Below are 18,417 nucleotides of genomic sequence, written 5' to 3' on the forward strand. Positions count from 1 at the left end.
CAGAAAAGAGGCGCGGCGCGCGCCCACCCCCCCCCGGGGGGGTGAGAGAGGGGCCCGACGACGGGGGCGCGGGGGGGTTGGTAGGTAACGCCCACCGCCCCCGTGCGACTGGGGTTGATGACGCGCGCGCCCCCCCCCCCGCCCCCCAGCCCTGGTCCATGCTCAGGCGGCCAAGACTGCTGGCATCGGATGGATTGCATGAAACGGAACGCAAAGCCGGTTCCAGGTGTTGATCATGCCGAGCGCAACCGAGAGCTTGACCAGCTCCTCTTCCGAGAAATATTCGAGCGTCCTTGCATAGAGTTCGTCCGACACACCGTTGTCGGCAATCCTGGTCAGCGCGTCGGTCCAGGCCAAGGCCGCGCGTTCGCGCTCTGAAAACAGCGGCGATTCCTTCCAGGCGGAGACGAGATAGAGCCGCTGCTCGCTTTCGCCGTCGCGGCGCGCTTCGCGGCTATGCATCTCGACGCAATACGAGCAGCCGTTGATCTGCGACGCCCTGAGCTTGATCAGATGCAACAGGCTTTTTTCGAGCCCGCATTCGTCGACTGCCTTGTTGAGCGCTGACACCGCCTTCATGATCTCCGGCGCCGCGCCGAAAAATTGCAGCCTCTGTTTCATCGTCTGTAGCCTTTCATGCTTGCTTGGTTGAACTTGATTTCTGCGGCCGCCGATGGCGCTCGACGAAGGCGCAGTTCGCGGCGACCGAACGGGAATCGGCATCGGCGGTGTATTCTGCAACGATGTCGGACAGCCAGGCGTCGGCGAGCGCGGCGCGATAGGCGCGCTCGGCCTTCAGCATGGCTACGTTGATGCCGCAGGGTTTGGCATAGACCGAGGCATTGAGCTTCGCTGGGCCGCGCTGGCGGATTTCGGCGCAGCGGAACGCCGGTTCACGCCCCTCGACGGCCAGCACGATATCGAGCAGCGTTATGCGTTCCGCCGGCCGCGCCAGCCGGTAGCCGCCGGACGGCCCCGGCACTGATTCCAGAATGCCGGACGCAGTCAGCGCGTTGAGATGCTTAAGCAGATAGCTCGGCGACAGCCCGAACGCTTCGGCCATGGCAGCACCTGGCAAGGTCGCGGCGCCATCAACGCCGGCGAGCATCGCGGCGCAGTGGATGGCTGCTTCGACGCCTTCGCCCAGCTTCATTTCGCTCTCCTGTTCATGGATATAGATTATCTTGGATATCTTTTATCCGCAATAGGAAAGTCAAAAAGCGGCGCCCATGGACGCCGCTTTTTTCGAAATGCTATTCCGCCGCCACCTTGGCCATCGGATTGTTGGGATGCGTCGTCCAGTTGGCATAGATCGGCGACACTGGCCTACCAGTGCGCTCATCGATCGCGCCAACCGCCAGTGGCTCCATGGTGATGCAGTTCTCGACCGGGCAGACATTGACGCAGAGATTGCAGCCGACGCATTCGGCCTCGATCACCTCGAAATGCCTGACGCCGTCGACCATGCTGGTGATGGCCTGGTGCGAGGTGTCCTCGCAGGCGATGTGGCAGCGGCCGCATTTGATGCAGGCCTCCTGGTCGATATGCGCCTTTGCGACGTAGTTGAGGTTGAGATACTGCCAGTCGGTGACGTTGGGAGTGGCGCGGCCAATGATGTCGTCGAGCGAGGCATGGCCCTTCTCGTCCATCCAGTTTTCCAGGCCGGCGATCATCTCCTGCACGATCTTGAAGCCATAGGTCATCGCCGCCGTGCACACCTGCACATTGCCGGCGCCAAGCGCCATGAACTCGGCGGCGTCGCGCCAGGTGGTGATGCCGCCGATACCGGAGATCGGCAGGCCCTTCGTTTCCGGGTCGCGCGCGATCTCGGCCACCATGTTCATGGCGATCGGCTTCACCGCCGGGCCGCAATAGCCGCCATGCGAACCCTTGCCGTCAATCGTCGGCTCCGGTGCGAAATTGTCGAGATTGACGCCGGTGATCGAATTGATGGTGTTGATCAGCGACACCGCGTCGGTGCCGCCGGCAAGGGCAGCTCGTGCCGGCTTGCGTATGTCGGTGATGTTGGGCGTCAGCTTGGTGATGACAGGCATGCGGGTGTTGGCCTTGCACCAGCGCACCACCATTTCGATGTATTCCGGCACCTGGCCGACCGCCGCACCCATGCCGCGTTCCGACATGCCATGCGGGCAGCCGAAATTGAGCTCGATACCGTCGGCGCCGGTCTCCTCGACCACCGGCAGGATCGCCTTCCAGGCATGCTCCTCGCACGGCACCATCAGCGAGACGACGATCGCCCGGTCGGGCCAGTCCATCTTGACCTGCTTGATCTCGCGCAGATTGACCTGCAGGTCGCGGTCGGTGATCAGCTCGATATTGTTCAGGCCAAGCAAGCGGCGGTCGGCGCCCCAGATCGCGCCGTAGCGCGGCCCGTTGACGTTGACCACCGGCGGCCCTTCTTCGCCGAGCGTCTTCCAGACAACGCCGCCCCAGCCAGCCTTGAAGGCGCGGATGACGTTATAGGCCTTGTCGGTCGGCGGCGCCGAAGCCAGCCAGAACGGGTTCGGCGATTTGATGCCGACGAAATTGTTGCGGATGTCTGCCATGCTCATGCCCTCCCGTTCGAGGTCAGTGCCCGATGAATGCTCTCCGCCGCATCGCGGCCTTGCGCGACGGCTGAAACAGTCAGGTCGTCGCCGCCGAAAATGCAGTCGCCGCCAGCCCAGACATTGGCCAGCGAGGTGCGCCCTTCCGCGTCGACCTTGATGCGGCCGGCTTCCAGCGCGACCTCCGCACCGCTGCCGTTGAGCGCAGCTGGGACAAAGCTCTGGCCGATCGCCTTGAACACCTGATCGGCGACGAGCGTCAGCCGCTCGCCGGTGCCGACGAGCCTGTCGCCGTCCATCGCGGTGTATTCGAGCTCGATCGCCGACACCTTGCCGGCATCGGCAATGACCCGCTTCGGCTGCAACCAGTGCCGGATGATGACGCCGTTGGCGGCAGCCAGATCCTGCTCGAATTCGGAGGCATTCATGTGCTCCGGGCCGCGCCGATAGCAGATCGTCACCTCTTCGGCTCCGAGCAGCTTCGATTGCACCGCCGCGTCGATCGCCGTCATGCCGCCGCCGATGACGACAACACGCCGGCCGACCGGCAGGCTGGCCAGATCACTGGCCTGACGAAGCTCGGCAATGAACTCGACGGCATTGGTGACGCCTTGCGCCTCCTCGCCATCCGCTCGCAAGGCATTGACGCCGGCAAGCCCCATGCCGAGGAACACCGCATCGTAATTCCTGGTCAGGTCCGACAGCTGGTAATCACGGCCGAGCGCCTTGCCGTTCTGGATGTCGATGCCGCCGATCGACGTGACATAGTCGACTTCGGCCTGGGCAAAATTGTCGACGCTCTTATAGGCGGCGATACCGTACTCATTGAGGCCGCCGGGCTTCGGGCGGGCTTCCAGGATGGTCACGTCGTGGCCGTGGCGGGCAAGCCGATGCGCGGCCGCAAGCCCGGCCGGTCCGGCGCCGACCACGGCGACCGTTTTGCCGGTCGGTTCGGAGCGGTTGTAGAACTGCTTGTTTTCGGCCATGGCGACATCGGTGGCGTAGCGCTGAAGGCGACCAATCTGCACCGGCTTGCCTTCGGCCACCTCCCGCACGCAGACCTCTTCGCACAACGTCTCGGTCGGGCAGACGCGGGCGCACATACCGCCCAAAATGTTCTGATCGAAAATCGTCTTGGCCGAACCGATCGGATTGCCGGTCGAAATCTGGCGGATGAACAGCGGGATGTCGATCGAGGTCGGACACGCATTCATGCACGGCGCGTCATAGCAGAAATAGCAGCGGTCGGACTCGACCAGCGCCTCGTGATGATCGAGCGGCGGGTGCAGGTCGGCAAAATTATCGGCATATTGTCCCGGCGAAAGCCGCCCGCCGGCAATGCCTTGCTTGAACTGGCCTTCTGGCATCGTCAGTTCCCCATGTTCTTGTTTTGGAGAAGGCTAGCACGTTTTATTTTTTTATCAATTGGTCAATTTTCTGTGCAAACTGCTGAAAAGCCACGAATAAACATGACAAGTTTACTCATGTTACCAAAGCCGCCGACAGGGAAGCTTGGCCATAGCGGCACTGCCGTTGCTGGACTGAGTGGTCAGCCTGGTAAGCTTAGCGTTGGTTTTGATCACCGAAGGCAAAGGGCCCTGAAGTCTTCGTCCGTCAGCTGCGTCCAGCTGCCATCGGGGCCGGGATCGGCCTCCTCCCGATGGCACAGCGCGACAAGTTCGGAAGTGAGCGACATCCGGCGCATGGATCAACAACCCCTCGTTGACTGCGAGCAAAGTCGAAAACCGCAGGGCGCGCAACCCGGTAACATTTCCAATTTGCCGTCATCTTTTTTGGTTGGCTGTCGGATTTTCGTCGTGAAGATCGTCCTAGAATGGATCGCGCATGATCGATGTACAAACCGCAAGGAGCACGACAATGCCACAGTCCCCCATGCCCTTCTTCTGGTACGAGCTGATGACCACCGATCTCGACGCCGCCGAGGCGTTTTACACCTCAGTGGTGGGCTGGAGGGGGCAGCCTTTCGAAGGGGCCCAGGGCATGCCGCGCTATATCGTCATGAATGTCGGCGAGCGCGGCGTCGGCGGGATGATGACGCTGCCCGATGACGCGCGCAAGATGGGCATGCCGCCGGCCTGGGTCGGTTATATCCTCACCAGGGACATCGATGCCGCAACGGCCTCCCTCAAGAAGGCTGGTGGCGCGGTTCACCGCGAGCCCGACGACATTCCTGGCGTCGGCCGCTTCGCCGTCGTTGCAGACCCGCAAGGCGCGATGTTCAACTTCCTGCAGCCCAGCGGCCCCGACCAGCCGCCGCTACCGTTGGCGACCCCCGGCAACATCGGCTGGCATGAGCTCTACACGTCAGACTGGAAGGCGGCGTTCGATTTCTATTCCAGCCAGTTCGGCTGGGAGAAGGGCGACGCCATGGATATGGGTCCGATGGGCGTCTACCAGCTTTTCGCCTTCGGCGGCGAGCCCGTTGGCGGCATGATGAACAAGCCCGAGCAGATCCCGACGCCGGTCTGGCAGTTCTATTTCAACGTGCCCGGCATCGACGCGGCAGCCAAGCGCGTCACCGACAATGGCGGCAAGATCCTGATGGGTCCGATGGAGGTCCCCGGCGGCAGCTGGATCGTACAGTGCACGGATCCGCAAGGCGCCCATTTCGCGCTAATGGCACCGACGCGGTAACAGGCCGCGCCAATTGCGGGGCCGCCATCGTGCGGCCCCAAGGCTGCAGCACGCCTCACGACTCACTCACCGACAGTTGAATGCAGGCCGGACTATGTGAATGGTCCGGCCTTTGGCGATGACCTATGGCCGGGCTAGGTGAAAAATGGAGTCGTAGATGAAGCTTTTCGAAGGCCTCGCCGAATATCAACCGTTCGCCCTTGCCGCCTTGCGCATCATGACGGCGCTGCAGTTCATTGAGCACGGCACCCAGAAACTGTTCAATTTCCCCGTCAGCGACCATGCCGGCACCATGAGCGGGCTATCGCTGACCGCGGCCATCCTGGAATTCGGAGGCGGCATCCTGCTGGTATTGGGGCTTTTCACCAGGCCGGTGGCATTCCTTCTCAGCGGCGAGATGGCGATCGCCTATTTCATGGCGCACATGCCGCAGAGCTTCTTCCCGGTCAACAATGGCGGCGATGCCGCGATCTCCTTCTGCTTCATCTTCTTCTATCTGGTATTCGCCGGCCCCGGCGCCCTGGCACTGGACAACCGCAAAACATCGTAGCCGGGCGGATCAGCGCGCGCTCAGCCCGACTTGCGCGCAATCAGGCCCGCGAAGGCGATGAACCCGAAGAACTCTCCGGCTTCGACACGCCGGCGCGCCTCGTGCTTCAGCCCGTCGCCAAGCGCCTTGTCGAGTCGCTTCCAGCCGGCCAGAATATCGGCGCCGCGATCGACCAGAGTCAGCATGTAGTCGGGCGCGGCAATTTGGGCGTAGCCGTAGCTGTCGAATTTTTCGACGACAAAGCCCGCCGATTTCGCCAGCAGCGGCAGCCGGCGCGTCAGCCAGCGGTCATTCACCAGCGCCGCCATTGCGGCATCCACGCAATCCTGCAGCGGATCATGATCGCCGATGGCGACCGTCGTCGTCGCGTAATCGCCGTCGAAGATCGCCAGGCAGCCGCCTGGGCGAAGCACGCGCAACGATTCCGTCAGGGCCTTTTCGGGACCGGGCACATGGGTCAGGCAGGTATGGAAGATGACCACATCGAACGAGTTGTCCTCGTGCGGCAGCGACCTGGCATCCCCTTCGACGAAGTTCAGGTTGGGGATATCCGCGGCAAGCTCGCGCGCCTTCGCCAGAAATATCGGCGACGGATCGAGCCCAACAACCTCGTTCACCCCCGGCCAGCGCGCAAGCTCGCGACTGATCGGTCCCGAGCCGCAGCCGCCTTCGAGGACGCGTGCCCTTTCCGGAAAATCGATCGAGGAGAAAAACGAGTGGCGAATTGCCTTCTGGCGCGGGTCTGCGGCCCGCAACTCCATCGCGTTGATAAGAACCGCGACAACAGCCGGATCAGCGGTTGTGATCTGCGCATACACGTCGGGCATGGTGGACCTCCGAAGCAATTGCCCAGCCTTCCGCCGCAGCTCGACAATAAAACCAAAGGTCACCGCGCGAAAGAATTTTCACTATCGCGAAATCGTCCTCCCCCTTTCATCGTGCCACCGGCACGGCGACTTCGCTATGCCACTCGGTTCCTCAACCGCGCATCCGCTCGAAATTGGCGTCGAACAGCGGTGTCTGCTGCATGCGTGCGGCGTAACGCTTGCCCAATAGCTCGATCTCGAAACCGTTGGCCTCATCGGCGATCTCTTTCGGCACATAACCCATGGCGACGGATTTTTTTGAATGATGTGCGTAGCCGCCTGACGTGACCCAGCCGCGCACGGCACCGCCATACCAGATTGGCTCGTCGCCGATGACGTCGGCATCGGCAGCATCGACGACAAAGGCCCGCAGCCGCAGTCTGCCGCCTTGCTTGCGCTCCGCCAGCGCTGCCTGCTTGCCGATGAAATCGGCCTCTTTGCCATACGCGACGAAGCGGTCGAGGCCGGCCTCCAGCGGCCCATAGATCGGCCGGTATTCGCGCGCCCATGAGCCGTAATTCTTCTCGAGCCGCAGCGCATTGAGCGCGCGCGAGCCGAACAGGCCGATGCCGAATTCCTCGCCCGCCGCCATCAGCGCCTGATAGGCTGCACGCTGATATTCCGGCGCCACCCAGATTTCGTAGCCGAGGTCGCCGGTGTAGCTGACGCGCCCGACCAGGCACGGCGCCATGCCGATATCCATCCTGCTGATGGCCATGAACGGAAAGGCCGTATTCGACACATCAGATCGTGTGACCTTTTCAAGAAGGTTCCGCGCGCTCGGCCCGGCGATCGACAGGCCGGTGAGTTTTGCTCCCAGCGCCTCGATGCTAACAGAGCCGTCCTTCGGCAGATGCGCTTCGAACCAGCGCATGTGGTACTGCTCGGCGACACCGCTGCCGGCCAGGAACCAATCCTTGCTTGCAGAATTTGGACCGCCGAGATTGGCCAGCGTGAAATCGCCGATCAACCTGCCGTCTTCCTTCAGCATCGGCGCCAGCGTCATGCGGCCGGGCCTTGGCAATTTGCACGCGAGCATACTGTCGAGCCAGGTTGCTGCGCCCTCACCGGTGACTCTGTATTTGGCGAATGACGAGATTTCCGACAGACCAACGCGTTGCCGAACCGTCTCCACTTCTTTAGCGACATGCTCGAAGTCGCTCGAGCGGCACCAGGAGAATTCGTCCTTGACCCCTTCGGGCGCATACCACAGCGGCACTTCCAGCCCATAGGCGACGCCCCATTGCGCGCCCTCGGCCGACAACAGATCATAGACCGGCGTCGTCTTGAGCGGTCGCCCAGCCGGCAACTCCTCGTTCGGGAAGCGGATCGAAAACCGCCGCGAATAATTCTCGCGCACCTTGGCGTTGGTATAGGCCATCGTGGCCCAGTCACCGTAGCGTGACACATCCATCGCCCAGATGTCGGCGCCGGGATCGCCCTCGATCATCCAGTTCGACAGCGCCAGGCCGACGCCGCCGCCCTGCGAGAACCCCGCCATGACACCACAGGCCACCCAGAACCCCGGCAGGCTGCGCACCGGCCCGACCAGCGGATTGCCGTCCGGCGCGAAGGTGAAGGGTCCGTTGATGATCTGCTTGATGCCGGTGTTCTGGAACGCCGGGAAATGCCGGAAGCCAACCTCCAGCGACGGTGCGATGCGGTCGATATCGGGCTCCAGCAGTTCGTGGCCGAAATTCCATGGCGTCTGGAATTCGGACCATGGCTTGTTGGCCTTTTCATAAGTGCCCATCAGCATGCCGCCGCGTTCCTGGCGCAGATAGAGCTCGCCGTCGAAGTCGACCGCATGGATGATCTCCGTGCCGGTCTTCTGGTTCCAGGCGGCGACCTCCGGCATGTCCTCGGTGATCAGGTACATGTGCTCCATCGCCAGCACCGGCAGCTCCAGCCCGACCATGCGGCCGACCTCACGCGCCCACAGGCCGCCGGCATTGACGACATGTTCGGCCACAACCTCGCCCTTGTTGGTGATGACGCGCCACAACCCGTCGGCGCGCCGCACAATGTCCTCGACCTTGGTGAAACGCTCGACCTCGGCACCAAGCTTCCTCGCCGCCTTGGCGTAGGCGTGGGTAACGCCGGACGGGTCGAGATGACCGTCCTCCTTGTTGCGCACGGCACCGACGAACTGCTTGGGATCGAGCAACGGCATCAGCTCGGCCGCCTCATCAGGCGATATCTCCTCGAGCTCGATGCCGAGATAGCGGCCCTTGGCGACGACGCCGCGCAGCCAGTCGAGCCGCGCCTCCGTCGCTGCCAGCAAGACGCCGCCAGTCAAATGCACGCCGGTCGCCTGGCCGGACAGTTCCTCGATCTCCTTGTAGAGCGAGATTGTGTATTTCTGCAGCTTGGCGACATTGGGATCGCCATTGATCGTGTGCATGCCGCCTGCGGCGTGCCAGGTCGAGCCGGAGGTTAATTCATCGCGCTCCAGAAGCACGATGTCTGTCCAGCCGTGCCGGGCCAGATGGAACAGCACGGAGCACCCGACAACGCCACCGCCGATAACCACGACCTTTGCATGCGATTTCATGGGATTCTCGTCGTTTCAAAGAGTTGGATGGGTTTCATGATTCTGGAGGAGAAGAGAATGAAGTCGAACAAGACGAGCGGCTTAAGGCTCGCCCGCCCCGATCGCTTCCTTGCGCTTGGCCACGTACGCCTCAAGCGCCTCGCGTCTGGAGATTTCCATCACCGGCTCGACATAGTCCTCCAGCGCCTTCTTCCACAGCCTCGTCGCTCGCGCCGTGGCGTCTAGCCCACCAGCTTCCTGCCAAGCCTCGAAATTCTGCCAGTTGGACAGCATCGGCTGATAGAAGGCCGTGGCGTAGCGCTCCAGCGTGTGCGGCTCGCCGAAGAAGTGGCCGCCGGTCGGAACCGCACCCAGAGCCTCGACGGCAAGCTCGGCCTCGTTGACCTCGATCGGGCGCAAAAACTCCATCATGTGCTGGATCATCTCGACGTCGATGATGAACTTTTCGAACGACGCTGTCAGTCCGCCCTCTTGCCAGCCGGCGGCATGGTAGACGAGGTTGCCATGGCCGAGCACCGCGCCCCACAGCGCCATCAGCGTCTCATAGGCGCCTTGCGCGTCGGCGGCATTGGAAGCCGAGCCCGGCGTTGTGCGATAAGGCAGGTTGTAACGCCGCGCCAACTGTCCGGACGCGATATTCGCCTTGGTGTTTTCAGGCGTGCCGAACGCCGGCGCTCCCGATTTCATATCGACATTGGAGGTGAAGGCGCCATACATCACCGGCGCGCCGGGGCGGACGAGCTGCGTCAGCACCACGCCGAACAGCGCCTCGGCATTCTGCTGGGCGAGCGCGCCGGCAAGCGTCACCGGGCTCATCGCTCCCATCAGCGTGAATGGCGTTACCGCCACCGACTGGCCGAACTCGGCCATCGTCATCAGCCCCTCGGCCATCATCTCGTCGAAGCGGCGCGGCGAATTGACCGAAATGATCGTGGTGACGCCGGGATCGTGGCGCATCCCGTCAAGCGTCAGTCCGCGCGCGATTGCCATCATTTCGATGCCGTCGAGCGCCCTGCCGCGGCCGATGGCCGAGACGTGAAAGCTTTTGTCGGTCAGTGTCAGATTGGCGAAATAGGTGTCGAGATGACGGGAATTCGCCGGCAATTCTACCGGCGCGCAGACCTGGTTGCCTAGCATGTGGATGCAGTTGAAATGCTGCGCCAGCCGGACGAGCTCGGAATAATCGCGCAAATTGCCGGCACGGCGGCCGCGCTCCATGTCGTGCACATTCGGCGGCCCGGCGACGAGCGTGAAGTTGATGGTATTGCCGCCGAGGTGGACGGCATGGGCGGGATTGCGCGGCGTCAGCGTATAACTGGACTGCGTCGTCTTCAGCGCTTCCTCGATCATGCCGCGATCGATGCGGACGTTCATCGTGGCATGATCGACCTTGGCCCCGGCCTTGTCGAACAGCGACAGCGCCCGCGGGCTCATCACCTCGATGCCGAAATTCTCCAGGATATGCATCGACGCCTGGTGGATCGCCTCGATCTGGTCGGCCGAGAGCATCGCCATTGGCGGATAGGGATTGGTGACGCGGCGCAACGGCAGTTGCGGGATGGCGGTCGGTCCCCTGTTGCTGGTTCGCTCGGCGCCGCGCTTGCGTCTTGGTTCGCTCATGCCGCGCATCAAAGCGCCGGCACGAGGATCGAGCTGTCAAGAATCCGCCACCTGCGGCGTGATTTTAGCCAAGGCGGCATTCCGGGAATTTCACATCGGCAAAAGCGACAACAAACGTCGGAATGGTTATACTTGTTCCGCGTCAGGCAAAGCGGCCGATGAGCCGTTAAGGAACGCAGCAAGATTCCTTTTATGTTTTCGGCCTAATGCTCTTCCAATGCGTAGGTCGAGTTTTAGCAAAATTATAGCGATTGCCGCGCCGCTGGCGCTTTCGGCCTGCGCGACGCCACCGAACCATATCAACGATGTGTGCGCCGTTTTCGACCAGAATGACGGCTGGTTCGACAATTGGCAGGCGGCGGCACAACGAACCGAGCAGAAATACGGTGTGCCGGTTCCCGTGCTGATGGCGACGGTGCGCAAGGAATCCGGCTTCAAGAGCAACGCCAGGCCGCCGCGCACCAAGCTGCTGGGCTTCATTCCCTGGAAACATATCTCCAGCGCCACCGGCTTCTCGCAGGCGCTCGACGGCACCTGGGCGCAATACCAGAACGAGACCGGAAGCTGGGCGGCGCGCCGCACCAGGTTTGCCGATGCCGTCGATTTCGTCGGCTGGTATCATTCCAAGACCGCCGACACGCTCGGCGTCGCCCGCAACGACACCTACAATCTGTATCTCGCCTACTATCTCGGCTGGAATGCCTACAAGCGCGGCAGTCGCGGCGACGCCGACGTGCAGCGCTATGCGCATGCCACCGAACAGATGGCGCAGGACTACGCCGCGCAGCTACGGCAATGCGCGCCCTAGCCTATTAACGGCTCTCAGCCGCCCTTGGGTTTGCGCGGCTTGCGCGTGGCGTCCTCGGCCTGTCGGCCGTCGCCGACAGTCGGCGGCATGATTGGTGCCACCTGGCTGCCGGCAGAGCTTGAGGTGCCGGTCTCTGAAACCTCGTCGCGAACCTCGTGACGGCGGGCTTTGGCGACCGCTTCGGCATTCTCCACTGCCTGGCCCTCGGCATCGGCTTCAACGCTGCCAGTCTTTCCATGCGGGCGCTTGGGCGGATCTCCGGCAAAGCCCGGGCCAACACCGTGGTTTGCATCATCCGGCACGCCCTCATTTGCGGCGTGCTCCTTGTCGAATTTGATCACCGGCTCCATTTTCGCCAGCACGTCGTCGGACAGCCAGCACAGGCTCATATGGCCGTCGCCGAGATTTTTGACTGGCGGCACCTTGGTTTCGCAAAGGTTGTCCGGCACCAGTTTCTTGTAGCCGCAGCGCGTCTGGAACGGACAGCCGGACGGCGGGTTCATCGCCGAAGGGATGTCGCCCTCCAGCACGATGTGCTTCTTGACCACGCTTGTGTCGGCGATCGGGATCGCCGACAGCAATGCCTCGGTATAGGGGTGATAGGGCGGCGCGAATATCTGGTCGGTCGTGCCTTGCTCAACGATATAGCCGAGATACATGACGACGACGCGGTCGGCGATGTAGCGCACCACCGACAGATCGTGGCTGATGAACAGCATCGTCGTCTTGTTCTTGCGCTGGATATCCATCAAGAGCTCGGTCACCGCGGCCTGGACCGACACATCCAGTGCCGAGACCGGCTCGTCGGCCACCACCACCTTGGCGTCGCCGGCAAAGGCACGCGCAACGCCGATGCGCTGTTTCTGGCCGCCTGAAAGCTGGCGCGGCTTGCGCGACTCGAACGCCCTCGGCAGCTTCACCAGGTCGAGCAATTCCAGCATTCGCTTGCGGCGGTCGGCCACCGTGTCGCCGACGTTGAACTTTTCCAGCGTACGGATGATCTGCGAACCGACCGAATGGCTGGGATTGAGCGTGTCGAACGGATTTTGGAACACCATCTGGATCGATGACACCGTGTCGACGCTGCGCTTCTCGATCCCGGTCGACTGAATCTCCTTGTTGCCGAGCTTGACGCGGCCGGAGCTTGCCGTTTCGAGGCCGAGCAGCACCTTGGCCAGGGTCGATTTTCCGCAGCCGGATTCGCCGACGATAGCGACGGTCTCGGATTCGCGCGCCATGAACGAGATCGTCTCGTTGGCCTTGACGACACGGCCCTCGCTCGAGCCGAACACTTCGCTGCCGCCGACCTTGTAGTACTTCCGGAGGTCTTCGATCTGGAGCACCGGCGCACCGGGCACCACCCGCTCGTTGACCTTCTTGGCGCCGGGTGGCAGCGCCTCCCAGTCGATCTCGTTGAAGCGCACACAGCGCGAGAAATGCCCGTCATGGCCTTCGACCGCGATCATCGGAATTTCGGCGGCGTTGCAGACGCCCTCGACGAAATGGTGGCAGCGCGGGCCGAAATTGCAGCCCTTCGGCCGCTCGTGCGGTAGCGGCAACTGCCCCGGGATGGATATCAGCGGCCGCGAATTCTTGTCGGCGCCCGGCAACGGGATCGAGCGGAACAGGCCTTGCGTGTAGGGATGGCGCATCCGGTCGAAGACGTCCTTGATCTTGCCGGTCTCCACCGCTTCGCCCGAATACATCACCGTGATGCGGTCGCAGGTCTCCAGGATCAGGCCGAGGTTGTGCGACACGAAGATCATCGAGGTGCCGAACTTCTCGCCCAGCCCCTTGACCAAGTCGACGATGCCGGCCTCCACCGTCACGTCGAGCGCTGTCGTCGGCTCGTCGAGCAGAAGCAGCGCCGGCTTCGACAGCAGCGCCATGGCAATGACGATGCGCTGCTGCTGACCGCCGGAAAGCTGGTGCGGGTAGGAACGCATCATGCGCTCGGGATCCGGCAGCTTCACCGCGCGCACCATTTCCAAGGCGCGTTTGTAAGCTTCGTCCTTCGACACCTTGTCGTGGATCAGTGGCACTTCCATCAGCTGCTGGCCGACCTTCATCGCCGGGTTCAGGCTAGCCATCGGTTCCTGGTAGATCATCGCGATCTTGTTGCCGCGGATAGCGCGCAGTTCCTCGTCGGACAATTCTCCCATGTCCTTGCCCTGGAATTTGATCTTTCCGCCGACGATCTTTCCTATGTTGGAGAGGTCGCGCATGATGCCAAGCGACACGGTCGACTTGCCGCAGCCGGATTCGCCGACAATACCCATCGCCTCGCCAGGCATGACCGTGCAGGAAAAATCCATGACGGCCGGGATCTCGCCCTTGCGGGTGAAGAAGGAGATCGACAGGTTCTCGATCTCGATGATCGGGCCATTCGTCGGCTTGGCGGGATTTCGAACTGCCTCATTCATGGGTCGCTCCAATCCTTGTTCTTCAGGCATGTCGGGCCGAACCCGGCATCGATCTTCCCGGCGTCAATCTTTGCCGGCATCAATCCTTCATAGACTGTTCGCGCAGCGAATCCGCCAGGAGGTTGAGGCCAAGCACGAACGACATCAATGCGATCGTCGGCGGCAGCGCCGGGTGGATGAAGGAGCGCAGCAGCCGGCTTGCATCCTTGATCGCCGTGCCCCAGTCCGGGCTTTCCGGCGCCAGTCCCAGCCCGAAATAGCCGAGCGTACCGAGCAGGATCGTGGTGTAGCCGATGCGCAGGCAGGCGTCGACGATAAGCGGCCCGCGCGCATTGGGCAATATCTCCCACAGCATGATGTACCAGGGCGATTCACCGCGCGTTTGTGCCGCCGCAACATAGTCGCGCGTTTTGATATCCATGACCAGGCCGCGCACGATGCGGAACACGCCGGGGCTGGAGGCGAACACCACCGCCACGAAGATGTTGAGCTGGTTGGGATCGATGTGGATGATCTTGAACGGATCGGCATCGAAGACAAGGCCTGCATAGATCCAGCCGCCAAGTACCAACGTCAGGCCAAGCAGGATATAGAGGCGGTCGGGGCGGTTCTTGTAGCGCGTCCAGAACAGCACACTGAAGAAGATGATCGGAAACAGGAAGAACAGCCCTGCCATCGCGTAGGGGATCGGCGTGTCCATGATACCCGGCGTCACCAGCAGGTAAAACAGGAGGATCACCGGGAAGGCCAGCACAAGGTTGGCGAGGAAGGACAGCACCGTATCGATCTTGCCGCCATAATAGCCGGCCGGCAGGCCGAGCGTAATGCCGACCATCAGCGCAAAACCGGTCGCCGCCGGCGCGATGATCAGCACGATCTGGCTGCCATAGACCATGCGGGAGAACACGTCCCGGGCGAGCTTGTCGCCGCCGAAATAGTATACAAGTTTCGACGCCGGCTCGATTGCGCCCGGCAGCGCGTCCTTCATGATCGGCACTTGGGCGAGCGGATCGAAGGGCGAGATGGTCGACGCGAAGATCGCCGTAAACAGCCAGAACAGGCAGATGCCGACGCCGACGATGCCGACGCCGCTGTCGAAAAGCTGGCCGTAAAGCCCTAGCTTCTTCTTGTAGCCGAAGCTCGCCCCCATCACCAGGGCGAGAGCGATCCAGACCGGCCAGAAGCGGGCAAGCACGCCGAGTACGACGTTGAAGGCGCTGAGATATTCGACCTGCATCCGCCCGGTCTCCTATTGAACTCTGATGCGCGGATTGAGGAACGCGTAGCCGACATCGGAGATGAGCTGTGTGATCAGGACGATAAACACCGAGACCAGCGAGCAGCCGAGCAGAAGATCGATGTCGTTGTTGCCGGCGGCCTCGACCAGGGTGTAGCCGAACCCCTGGTAGCGAAACATCACCTCGACGATGACGACGCCGGTGAGCAGCCAGGGGAACTGCAGCATGATGACCGTGAATGGCGCGATCAGGGCGTTGCGCAGAGCGTGCTTTATCACCACGCTGCCGAAGGAGAGGCCCTTCAGCCGGGCGGTTCGGATATATTGCTGGGTCATCACCTCGACCATCGAGGCGCGGGTCATGCGAGCGATGTAGCCGATGCCGTAGATCGCCAGCGTCATCACCGGCAAGGTGAAATTATAGAAGGTGATGCCCTGGCTGGCCGAGGCCGCCGAACCGTTCAGCACGCCGAGCCAGGAGGCAAAGATCACGGTGAAGATGACGCCCGAAACATATTCGGGCGTCGCCGTCGAGGCGATCGAAGCCACCGACAATGTGCGGTCGGTGCGTGAACCCTCGCGCATACCGGCGAGAATACCTATCAAAAGCGAGATCGGCACCATTACGGCCAGCACGCAGAGCATCAGGATGCCGGTGGCGCTGAGCGCCGGAAAGAGTTTCGAAGCGACCGTCGTCTTGAACTTGGTCGAGCAACCGAAATCGCCTTGCAGGATGCCGGAGAATGTCGGCACGACCGGATCGTTGCAGAAGGAGAAACGCTGTGCGGGCTTGCCGGTCGCCGGGTCGGTCACCGGCTGCTTGGGCATGATGCCCAGCCATTGACCGTAGCGGATAAAGAAATTCTGCCGATAGCCATGGTTGACCAGCCAAGCCTCAAGCTGCTCGGCGGATGTGTGCATTTCGGTCTGGCTGATCGCGAGCTTCTTCAGATTAGGCCCGAGATTGACCAGGAAGAAGACGATCATCGTCAGGCACAGCATCGTCACTGCCATGGTGCCGAGACGCCTGATAACGAAAGAAAGCATGGCGGTCCCCTGCCGGTCGGGTTGGGGGGTGGAACCGGTTTGCAAGCCGTGCGCTGCCGCCAGCGGCAGAACAAGCCTTCAGACCAGTCCCAGATGCAATACCCTTTTTATTGCAGACCCAGGCCGAAGAGTCCGCAACTTTTTGCCGCGCCGACTTTCGGACCAAGGACCATGCAAAGAGCGAGGGAAAGGGGCGACACGCCCCTTTCCGGATCGTCCGGTCAGGCCTGGTCGAGCCAGACCTTGCCGTAGTCGCGCTCGAAGGTCGGGTGCATCTTGTAGTTCTGCACCGCCTTGACCGAATGGCTGTAGAGCTTGCGCCAATAAGGCTGGATGATAATGCCGGAATCCTGCAGGATCTGCTCGATATCCTTCATCATTTCCTTGCGCTTGGCGGCGTCGGCAACTGCCAGCGCAGCGTTGAGCTTGGCATCCCACTCCGGATTCGACCAGGCCGTCTCGTTCCAGGCCTCACCTGTGCGATAGCCGATCGCCAGAACCTGGACGCCGAGCGGCCGCATGTTCCAGTTGGTCATCGACAGCGGATACTTCGTCCAGTCGTTCCAGAAGGTCGAACCCGGCAGCACCGTACGCTTGACCTTGATGCCGGCGTCGCGCATCTGCGCGGCGATCGCATCGCCTGTGTTCTTGTGCCAGTCTTCGTCGACCGTGATCAGTTCGTGCTCGAAATCGGCCTGGCCGGCTTCGGCCATCAGCGCCTTTGCCTTGGCCGGGTCGCGAGCAATCTTCGGCAATTCATAGTATTCCGGATGGATCGGGGCGACATGGTGGTTTTCGGCAACCGTGCCGGCATTGCCGTAGCCGAGTTGCAGGACGACATTGTTGTCGACCGCGAGCTGCAGGGCGTTGCGAACCTTCTGGTCGCCGTAAGGCTTGTTGGTCACATTGGTACGGCAGACGATCGTCGAGGCGGTGACGATCTCCGACTTCACCAAATCCATGCCGTCGAGGATCGACACATAGTCGGCCGACGTCTCGAAGTTGGTGTGCACCTCGCCTGCCTCGAAAGCGCTGACCATCGCCGCCGGATCGGTGCCGTAGTCGATGAACTCGATGCCGTCGAGGAAGACGTCACCATCCCACCATTTGTTGTCTTCGCGGCGCTTGTAGACCACTTTCTGGCCGACATCGTAGGAGACCAACTCGAACGGGCCGGTTCCGATCGGGCAGGACTTGAAGTCGCCGCCCTTCTCGTCGAAGGTCTTGTGGACGATAAGGCCGGGATAGTCGCACACGTTGGGAATGAGGGCGATATCCGGCTTGCTGAGCGTCAGCTTGACCGTGTGATCGTCGACCTTGGTAACCGCGCTCTCATCCAGCTTGTCATCCTTGACCAGCGAACCGAGGCGACCGGGCATGGAATTGCCTTCGGCTTTCTTGTCGGCCCAACGCTTGAGGTTGAAGATGACGTCGTCTGCGGAGAACGGATCGCCGTTGTTCCAGGTGACGCCCTTGCGCACATGCAGCGTGTATTCGGTAGCGTCGTCATTCACGTCCCAGCTCTCCAGCAGATAGGGGCGGAACGTGTATTCGGTGGTGTATTTGACCAGCGGCTCGAGCGCCTGGCGCTCGGCATTGGCGATTTCCGACCAGTCGGCCTTGCGCGGATCCTTCGGATCCTTGATCCATTGCGCGACCTTCAATACGCCGCCTTTCTTGCCCTGGACCTCTTCCGCCTTGGCCGGCGTCGGGTCTGCAAGGCCAAGCATGCCATAGGCCATCGCCGTCGACGCGCCGAAGACGCTGGCGAGAGCTAGAAATTCGCGACGATCCATCTTGCCTGCCTTGGCGTCTTCGGCCATGGCCAGGATGTGATCGGGAACGCGGTCGCCGTTACTCTTGTAGATCGTCATGACTTACTCCCATTGTTGGCTTTCTGCCTTTTAACATTCCGCATCCTCGCCATGATGTCAAAGACGGCAGGGATTGGGAACATGCCAAGGAATGTGCAACTTTGAAAGCAGGGCGGTTCGCGCGATAACGACAGTCTTGGCGCAAATTTGCTACTGCGCCAGGGATTTCGTCCGAAATCCCCACAGGCAATTAAACTGGGACATTCGCCGCTGCGC

General features: G+C 61.9%; 14 protein-coding genes and 1 pseudogene. 3 read left to right on the forward strand and 12 right to left on the reverse strand.

Features of this window, described 5'->3' with window-relative positions; all coding sequences use genetic code 11:
- Positions 1 to 162: 162 nt before the first annotated feature.
- The 5 genes and pseudogenes from NKH59_RS23965 to NKH59_RS23985 all read right to left on the reverse strand — a co-directional run.
- Complete coding sequence (locus tag NKH59_RS23965; protein WP_352505556.1) at positions 163 to 621, reverse strand: carboxymuconolactone decarboxylase family protein; 459 nt, start codon at positions 619 to 621, stop codon at positions 163 to 165.
- Positions 622 to 634: 13 nt separating this feature from the next.
- Positions 635 to 1,153 (reverse strand): RrF2 family transcriptional regulator, encoded by a 519-nt coding sequence (locus NKH59_RS23970; RefSeq protein WP_353023290.1) that lies wholly within the window; start codon positions 1,151 to 1,153, stop codon positions 635 to 637.
- Positions 1,154 to 1,253: 100 nt separating this feature from the next.
- Complete coding sequence (gene preA, locus NKH59_RS23975; RefSeq protein ID WP_352542429.1) at positions 1,254 to 2,567, reverse strand: NAD-dependent dihydropyrimidine dehydrogenase subunit PreA; 1,314 nt, start codon at positions 2,565 to 2,567, stop codon at positions 1,254 to 1,256.
- Positions 2,568 to 2,569: 2 nt separating this feature from the next.
- Positions 2,570 to 3,934, reverse strand: a complete 1,365-nt coding sequence (locus NKH59_RS23980; protein WP_352473535.1) for an NAD(P)-dependent oxidoreductase — start codon at positions 3,932 to 3,934, stop codon at positions 2,570 to 2,572.
- Positions 3,935 to 4,149: 215 nt separating this feature from the next.
- Positions 4,150 to 4,272: pseudogene (locus NKH59_RS23985) on the reverse strand (gamma-glutamylcyclotransferase); the annotation flags it as partial.
- Between the two features lie 173 nt (positions 4,273 to 4,445).
- Between NKH59_RS23985 and NKH59_RS23990 the strand changes: the two are divergent.
- Positions 4,446 to 5,222 carry a VOC family protein gene (locus NKH59_RS23990; protein ID WP_352542430.1) on the forward strand — a complete coding sequence of 259 codons (777 nt, stop codon included), beginning with the start codon at positions 4,446 to 4,448 and terminating at the stop codon, positions 5,220 to 5,222.
- Positions 5,223 to 5,379: 157 nt separating this feature from the next.
- Positions 5,380 to 5,772 carry a DoxX family protein gene (locus NKH59_RS23995; protein WP_352542431.1) on the forward strand — a complete coding sequence of 131 codons (393 nt, stop codon included), beginning with the start codon at positions 5,380 to 5,382 and terminating at the stop codon, positions 5,770 to 5,772.
- A 20-nt stretch (positions 5,773 to 5,792) separates the two neighbouring features.
- Here NKH59_RS23995 and NKH59_RS24000 read toward each other — a convergent pair whose 3' ends face one another.
- The 3 genes from NKH59_RS24000 to NKH59_RS24010 form a co-directional block, all read right to left on the reverse strand.
- Complete coding sequence (locus tag NKH59_RS24000; protein WP_352542432.1) at positions 5,793 to 6,599, reverse strand: class I SAM-dependent methyltransferase; 807 nt, start codon at positions 6,597 to 6,599, stop codon at positions 5,793 to 5,795.
- Between the two features lie 151 nt (positions 6,600 to 6,750).
- The gene (locus NKH59_RS24005; RefSeq protein WP_352542433.1) at positions 6,751 to 9,192 is read right to left on the reverse strand and encodes a GcvT family protein; all 2,442 of its coding nucleotides are present in this window, start codon (positions 9,190 to 9,192) and stop codon (positions 6,751 to 6,753) included.
- 81 nt (positions 9,193 to 9,273) lie between these two features.
- The gene (locus tag NKH59_RS24010) at positions 9,274 to 10,812 is read right to left on the reverse strand and encodes a trimethylamine methyltransferase family protein (protein ID WP_352542434.1); all 1,539 of its coding nucleotides are present in this window, start codon (positions 10,810 to 10,812) and stop codon (positions 9,274 to 9,276) included.
- Between the two features lie 217 nt (positions 10,813 to 11,029).
- Here NKH59_RS24010 and NKH59_RS24015 point away from each other — a divergent pair, with 217 nt between their 5' ends.
- Entirely contained in the window at positions 11,030 to 11,620 is a 591-nt protein-coding gene (locus NKH59_RS24015; protein ID WP_352453201.1) for a transglycosylase SLT domain-containing protein, read from the forward strand.
- 14 nt (positions 11,621 to 11,634) lie between these two features.
- Here the strand turns inward: NKH59_RS24015 and NKH59_RS24020 are convergent, their stop codons facing one another.
- The 4 genes from NKH59_RS24020 to NKH59_RS24035 all read right to left on the reverse strand — a co-directional run bounded on the left by NKH59_RS24020 (position 11,635) and on the right by NKH59_RS24035 (position 18,201).
- The gene (locus NKH59_RS24020; RefSeq protein ID WP_352542435.1) at positions 11,635 to 14,043 is read right to left on the reverse strand and encodes a dipeptide ABC transporter ATP-binding protein; all 2,409 of its coding nucleotides are present in this window, start codon (positions 14,041 to 14,043) and stop codon (positions 11,635 to 11,637) included.
- Positions 14,044 to 14,122: 79 nt separating this feature from the next.
- Positions 14,123 to 15,280 (reverse strand): ABC transporter permease, encoded by a 1,158-nt coding sequence (locus tag NKH59_RS24025; RefSeq protein ID WP_352473527.1) that lies wholly within the window; start codon positions 15,278 to 15,280, stop codon positions 14,123 to 14,125.
- Positions 15,281 to 15,292: 12 nt separating this feature from the next.
- On the reverse strand, positions 15,293 to 16,327 hold the full coding sequence (locus tag NKH59_RS24030; protein WP_352453204.1) for an ABC transporter permease: 1,035 nt from the start codon (positions 16,325 to 16,327) through the stop codon (positions 15,293 to 15,295).
- A 221-nt stretch (positions 16,328 to 16,548) separates the two neighbouring features.
- Positions 16,549 to 18,201: an ABC transporter substrate-binding protein gene (locus tag NKH59_RS24035; RefSeq protein ID WP_352473524.1), complete on the reverse strand. Its 1,653-nt coding sequence runs from the start codon at positions 18,199 to 18,201 to the stop codon at positions 16,549 to 16,551.
- Positions 18,202 to 18,417: the final 216 nt, after the last annotated feature.

This window comes from Mesorhizobium sp. M0998 (genome assembly GCF_040318885.1).
GTDB lineage: Bacteria > Pseudomonadota > Alphaproteobacteria > Rhizobiales > Rhizobiaceae > Mesorhizobium.

Bases quoted from the DNA above. Each gene is read 5' to 3' on its own strand.
- NKH59_RS24020 (WP_352542435.1), bottom strand. From the start codon at position 14,043: ATGAATGAGGCAGTTCGAAATCCCGCCAAGCCGACGAATGGCCCGATC.
- NKH59_RS23965 (WP_352505556.1), bottom strand. From the start codon at position 621: ATGAAACAGAGGCTGCAATTTTTCGGCGCGGCGCCGGAGATCATGAAG.
- NKH59_RS23980 (WP_352473535.1), bottom strand. From the start codon at position 3,934: ATGCCAGAAGGCCAGTTCAAGCAAGGCATTGCCGGCGGGCGGCTTTCG.
- NKH59_RS24010 (WP_352542434.1), bottom strand. From the start codon at position 10,812: ATGAGCGAACCAAGACGCAAGCGCGGCGCCGAGCGAACCAGCAACAGG.
- NKH59_RS23970 (WP_353023290.1), bottom strand. From the start codon at position 1,153: ATGAAGCTGGGCGAAGGCGTCGAAGCAGCCATCCACTGCGCCGCGATG.
- NKH59_RS23990 (WP_352542430.1), top strand. From the start codon at position 4,446: ATGCCACAGTCCCCCATGCCCTTCTTCTGGTACGAGCTGATGACCACC.
- preA (WP_352542429.1), bottom strand. From the start codon at position 2,567: ATGGCAGACATCCGCAACAATTTCGTCGGCATCAAATCGCCGAACCCG.
- NKH59_RS23995 (WP_352542431.1), top strand. From the start codon at position 5,380: ATGAAGCTTTTCGAAGGCCTCGCCGAATATCAACCGTTCGCCCTTGCC.
- NKH59_RS24025 (WP_352473527.1), bottom strand. From the start codon at position 15,280: ATGCAGGTCGAATATCTCAGCGCCTTCAACGTCGTACTCGGCGTGCTT.
- NKH59_RS24015 (WP_352453201.1), top strand. From the start codon at position 11,030: ATGCGTAGGTCGAGTTTTAGCAAAATTATAGCGATTGCCGCGCCGCTG.
- NKH59_RS24005 (WP_352542433.1), bottom strand. From the start codon at position 9,192: ATGAAATCGCATGCAAAGGTCGTGGTTATCGGCGGTGGCGTTGTCGGG.
- NKH59_RS24035 (WP_352473524.1), bottom strand. From the start codon at position 18,201: ATGACGATCTACAAGAGTAACGGCGACCGCGTTCCCGATCACATCCTG.
- NKH59_RS24000 (WP_352542432.1), bottom strand. From the start codon at position 6,599: ATGCCCGACGTGTATGCGCAGATCACAACCGCTGATCCGGCTGTTGTC.
- NKH59_RS24030 (WP_352453204.1), bottom strand. From the start codon at position 16,327: ATGCTTTCTTTCGTTATCAGGCGTCTCGGCACCATGGCAGTGACGATG.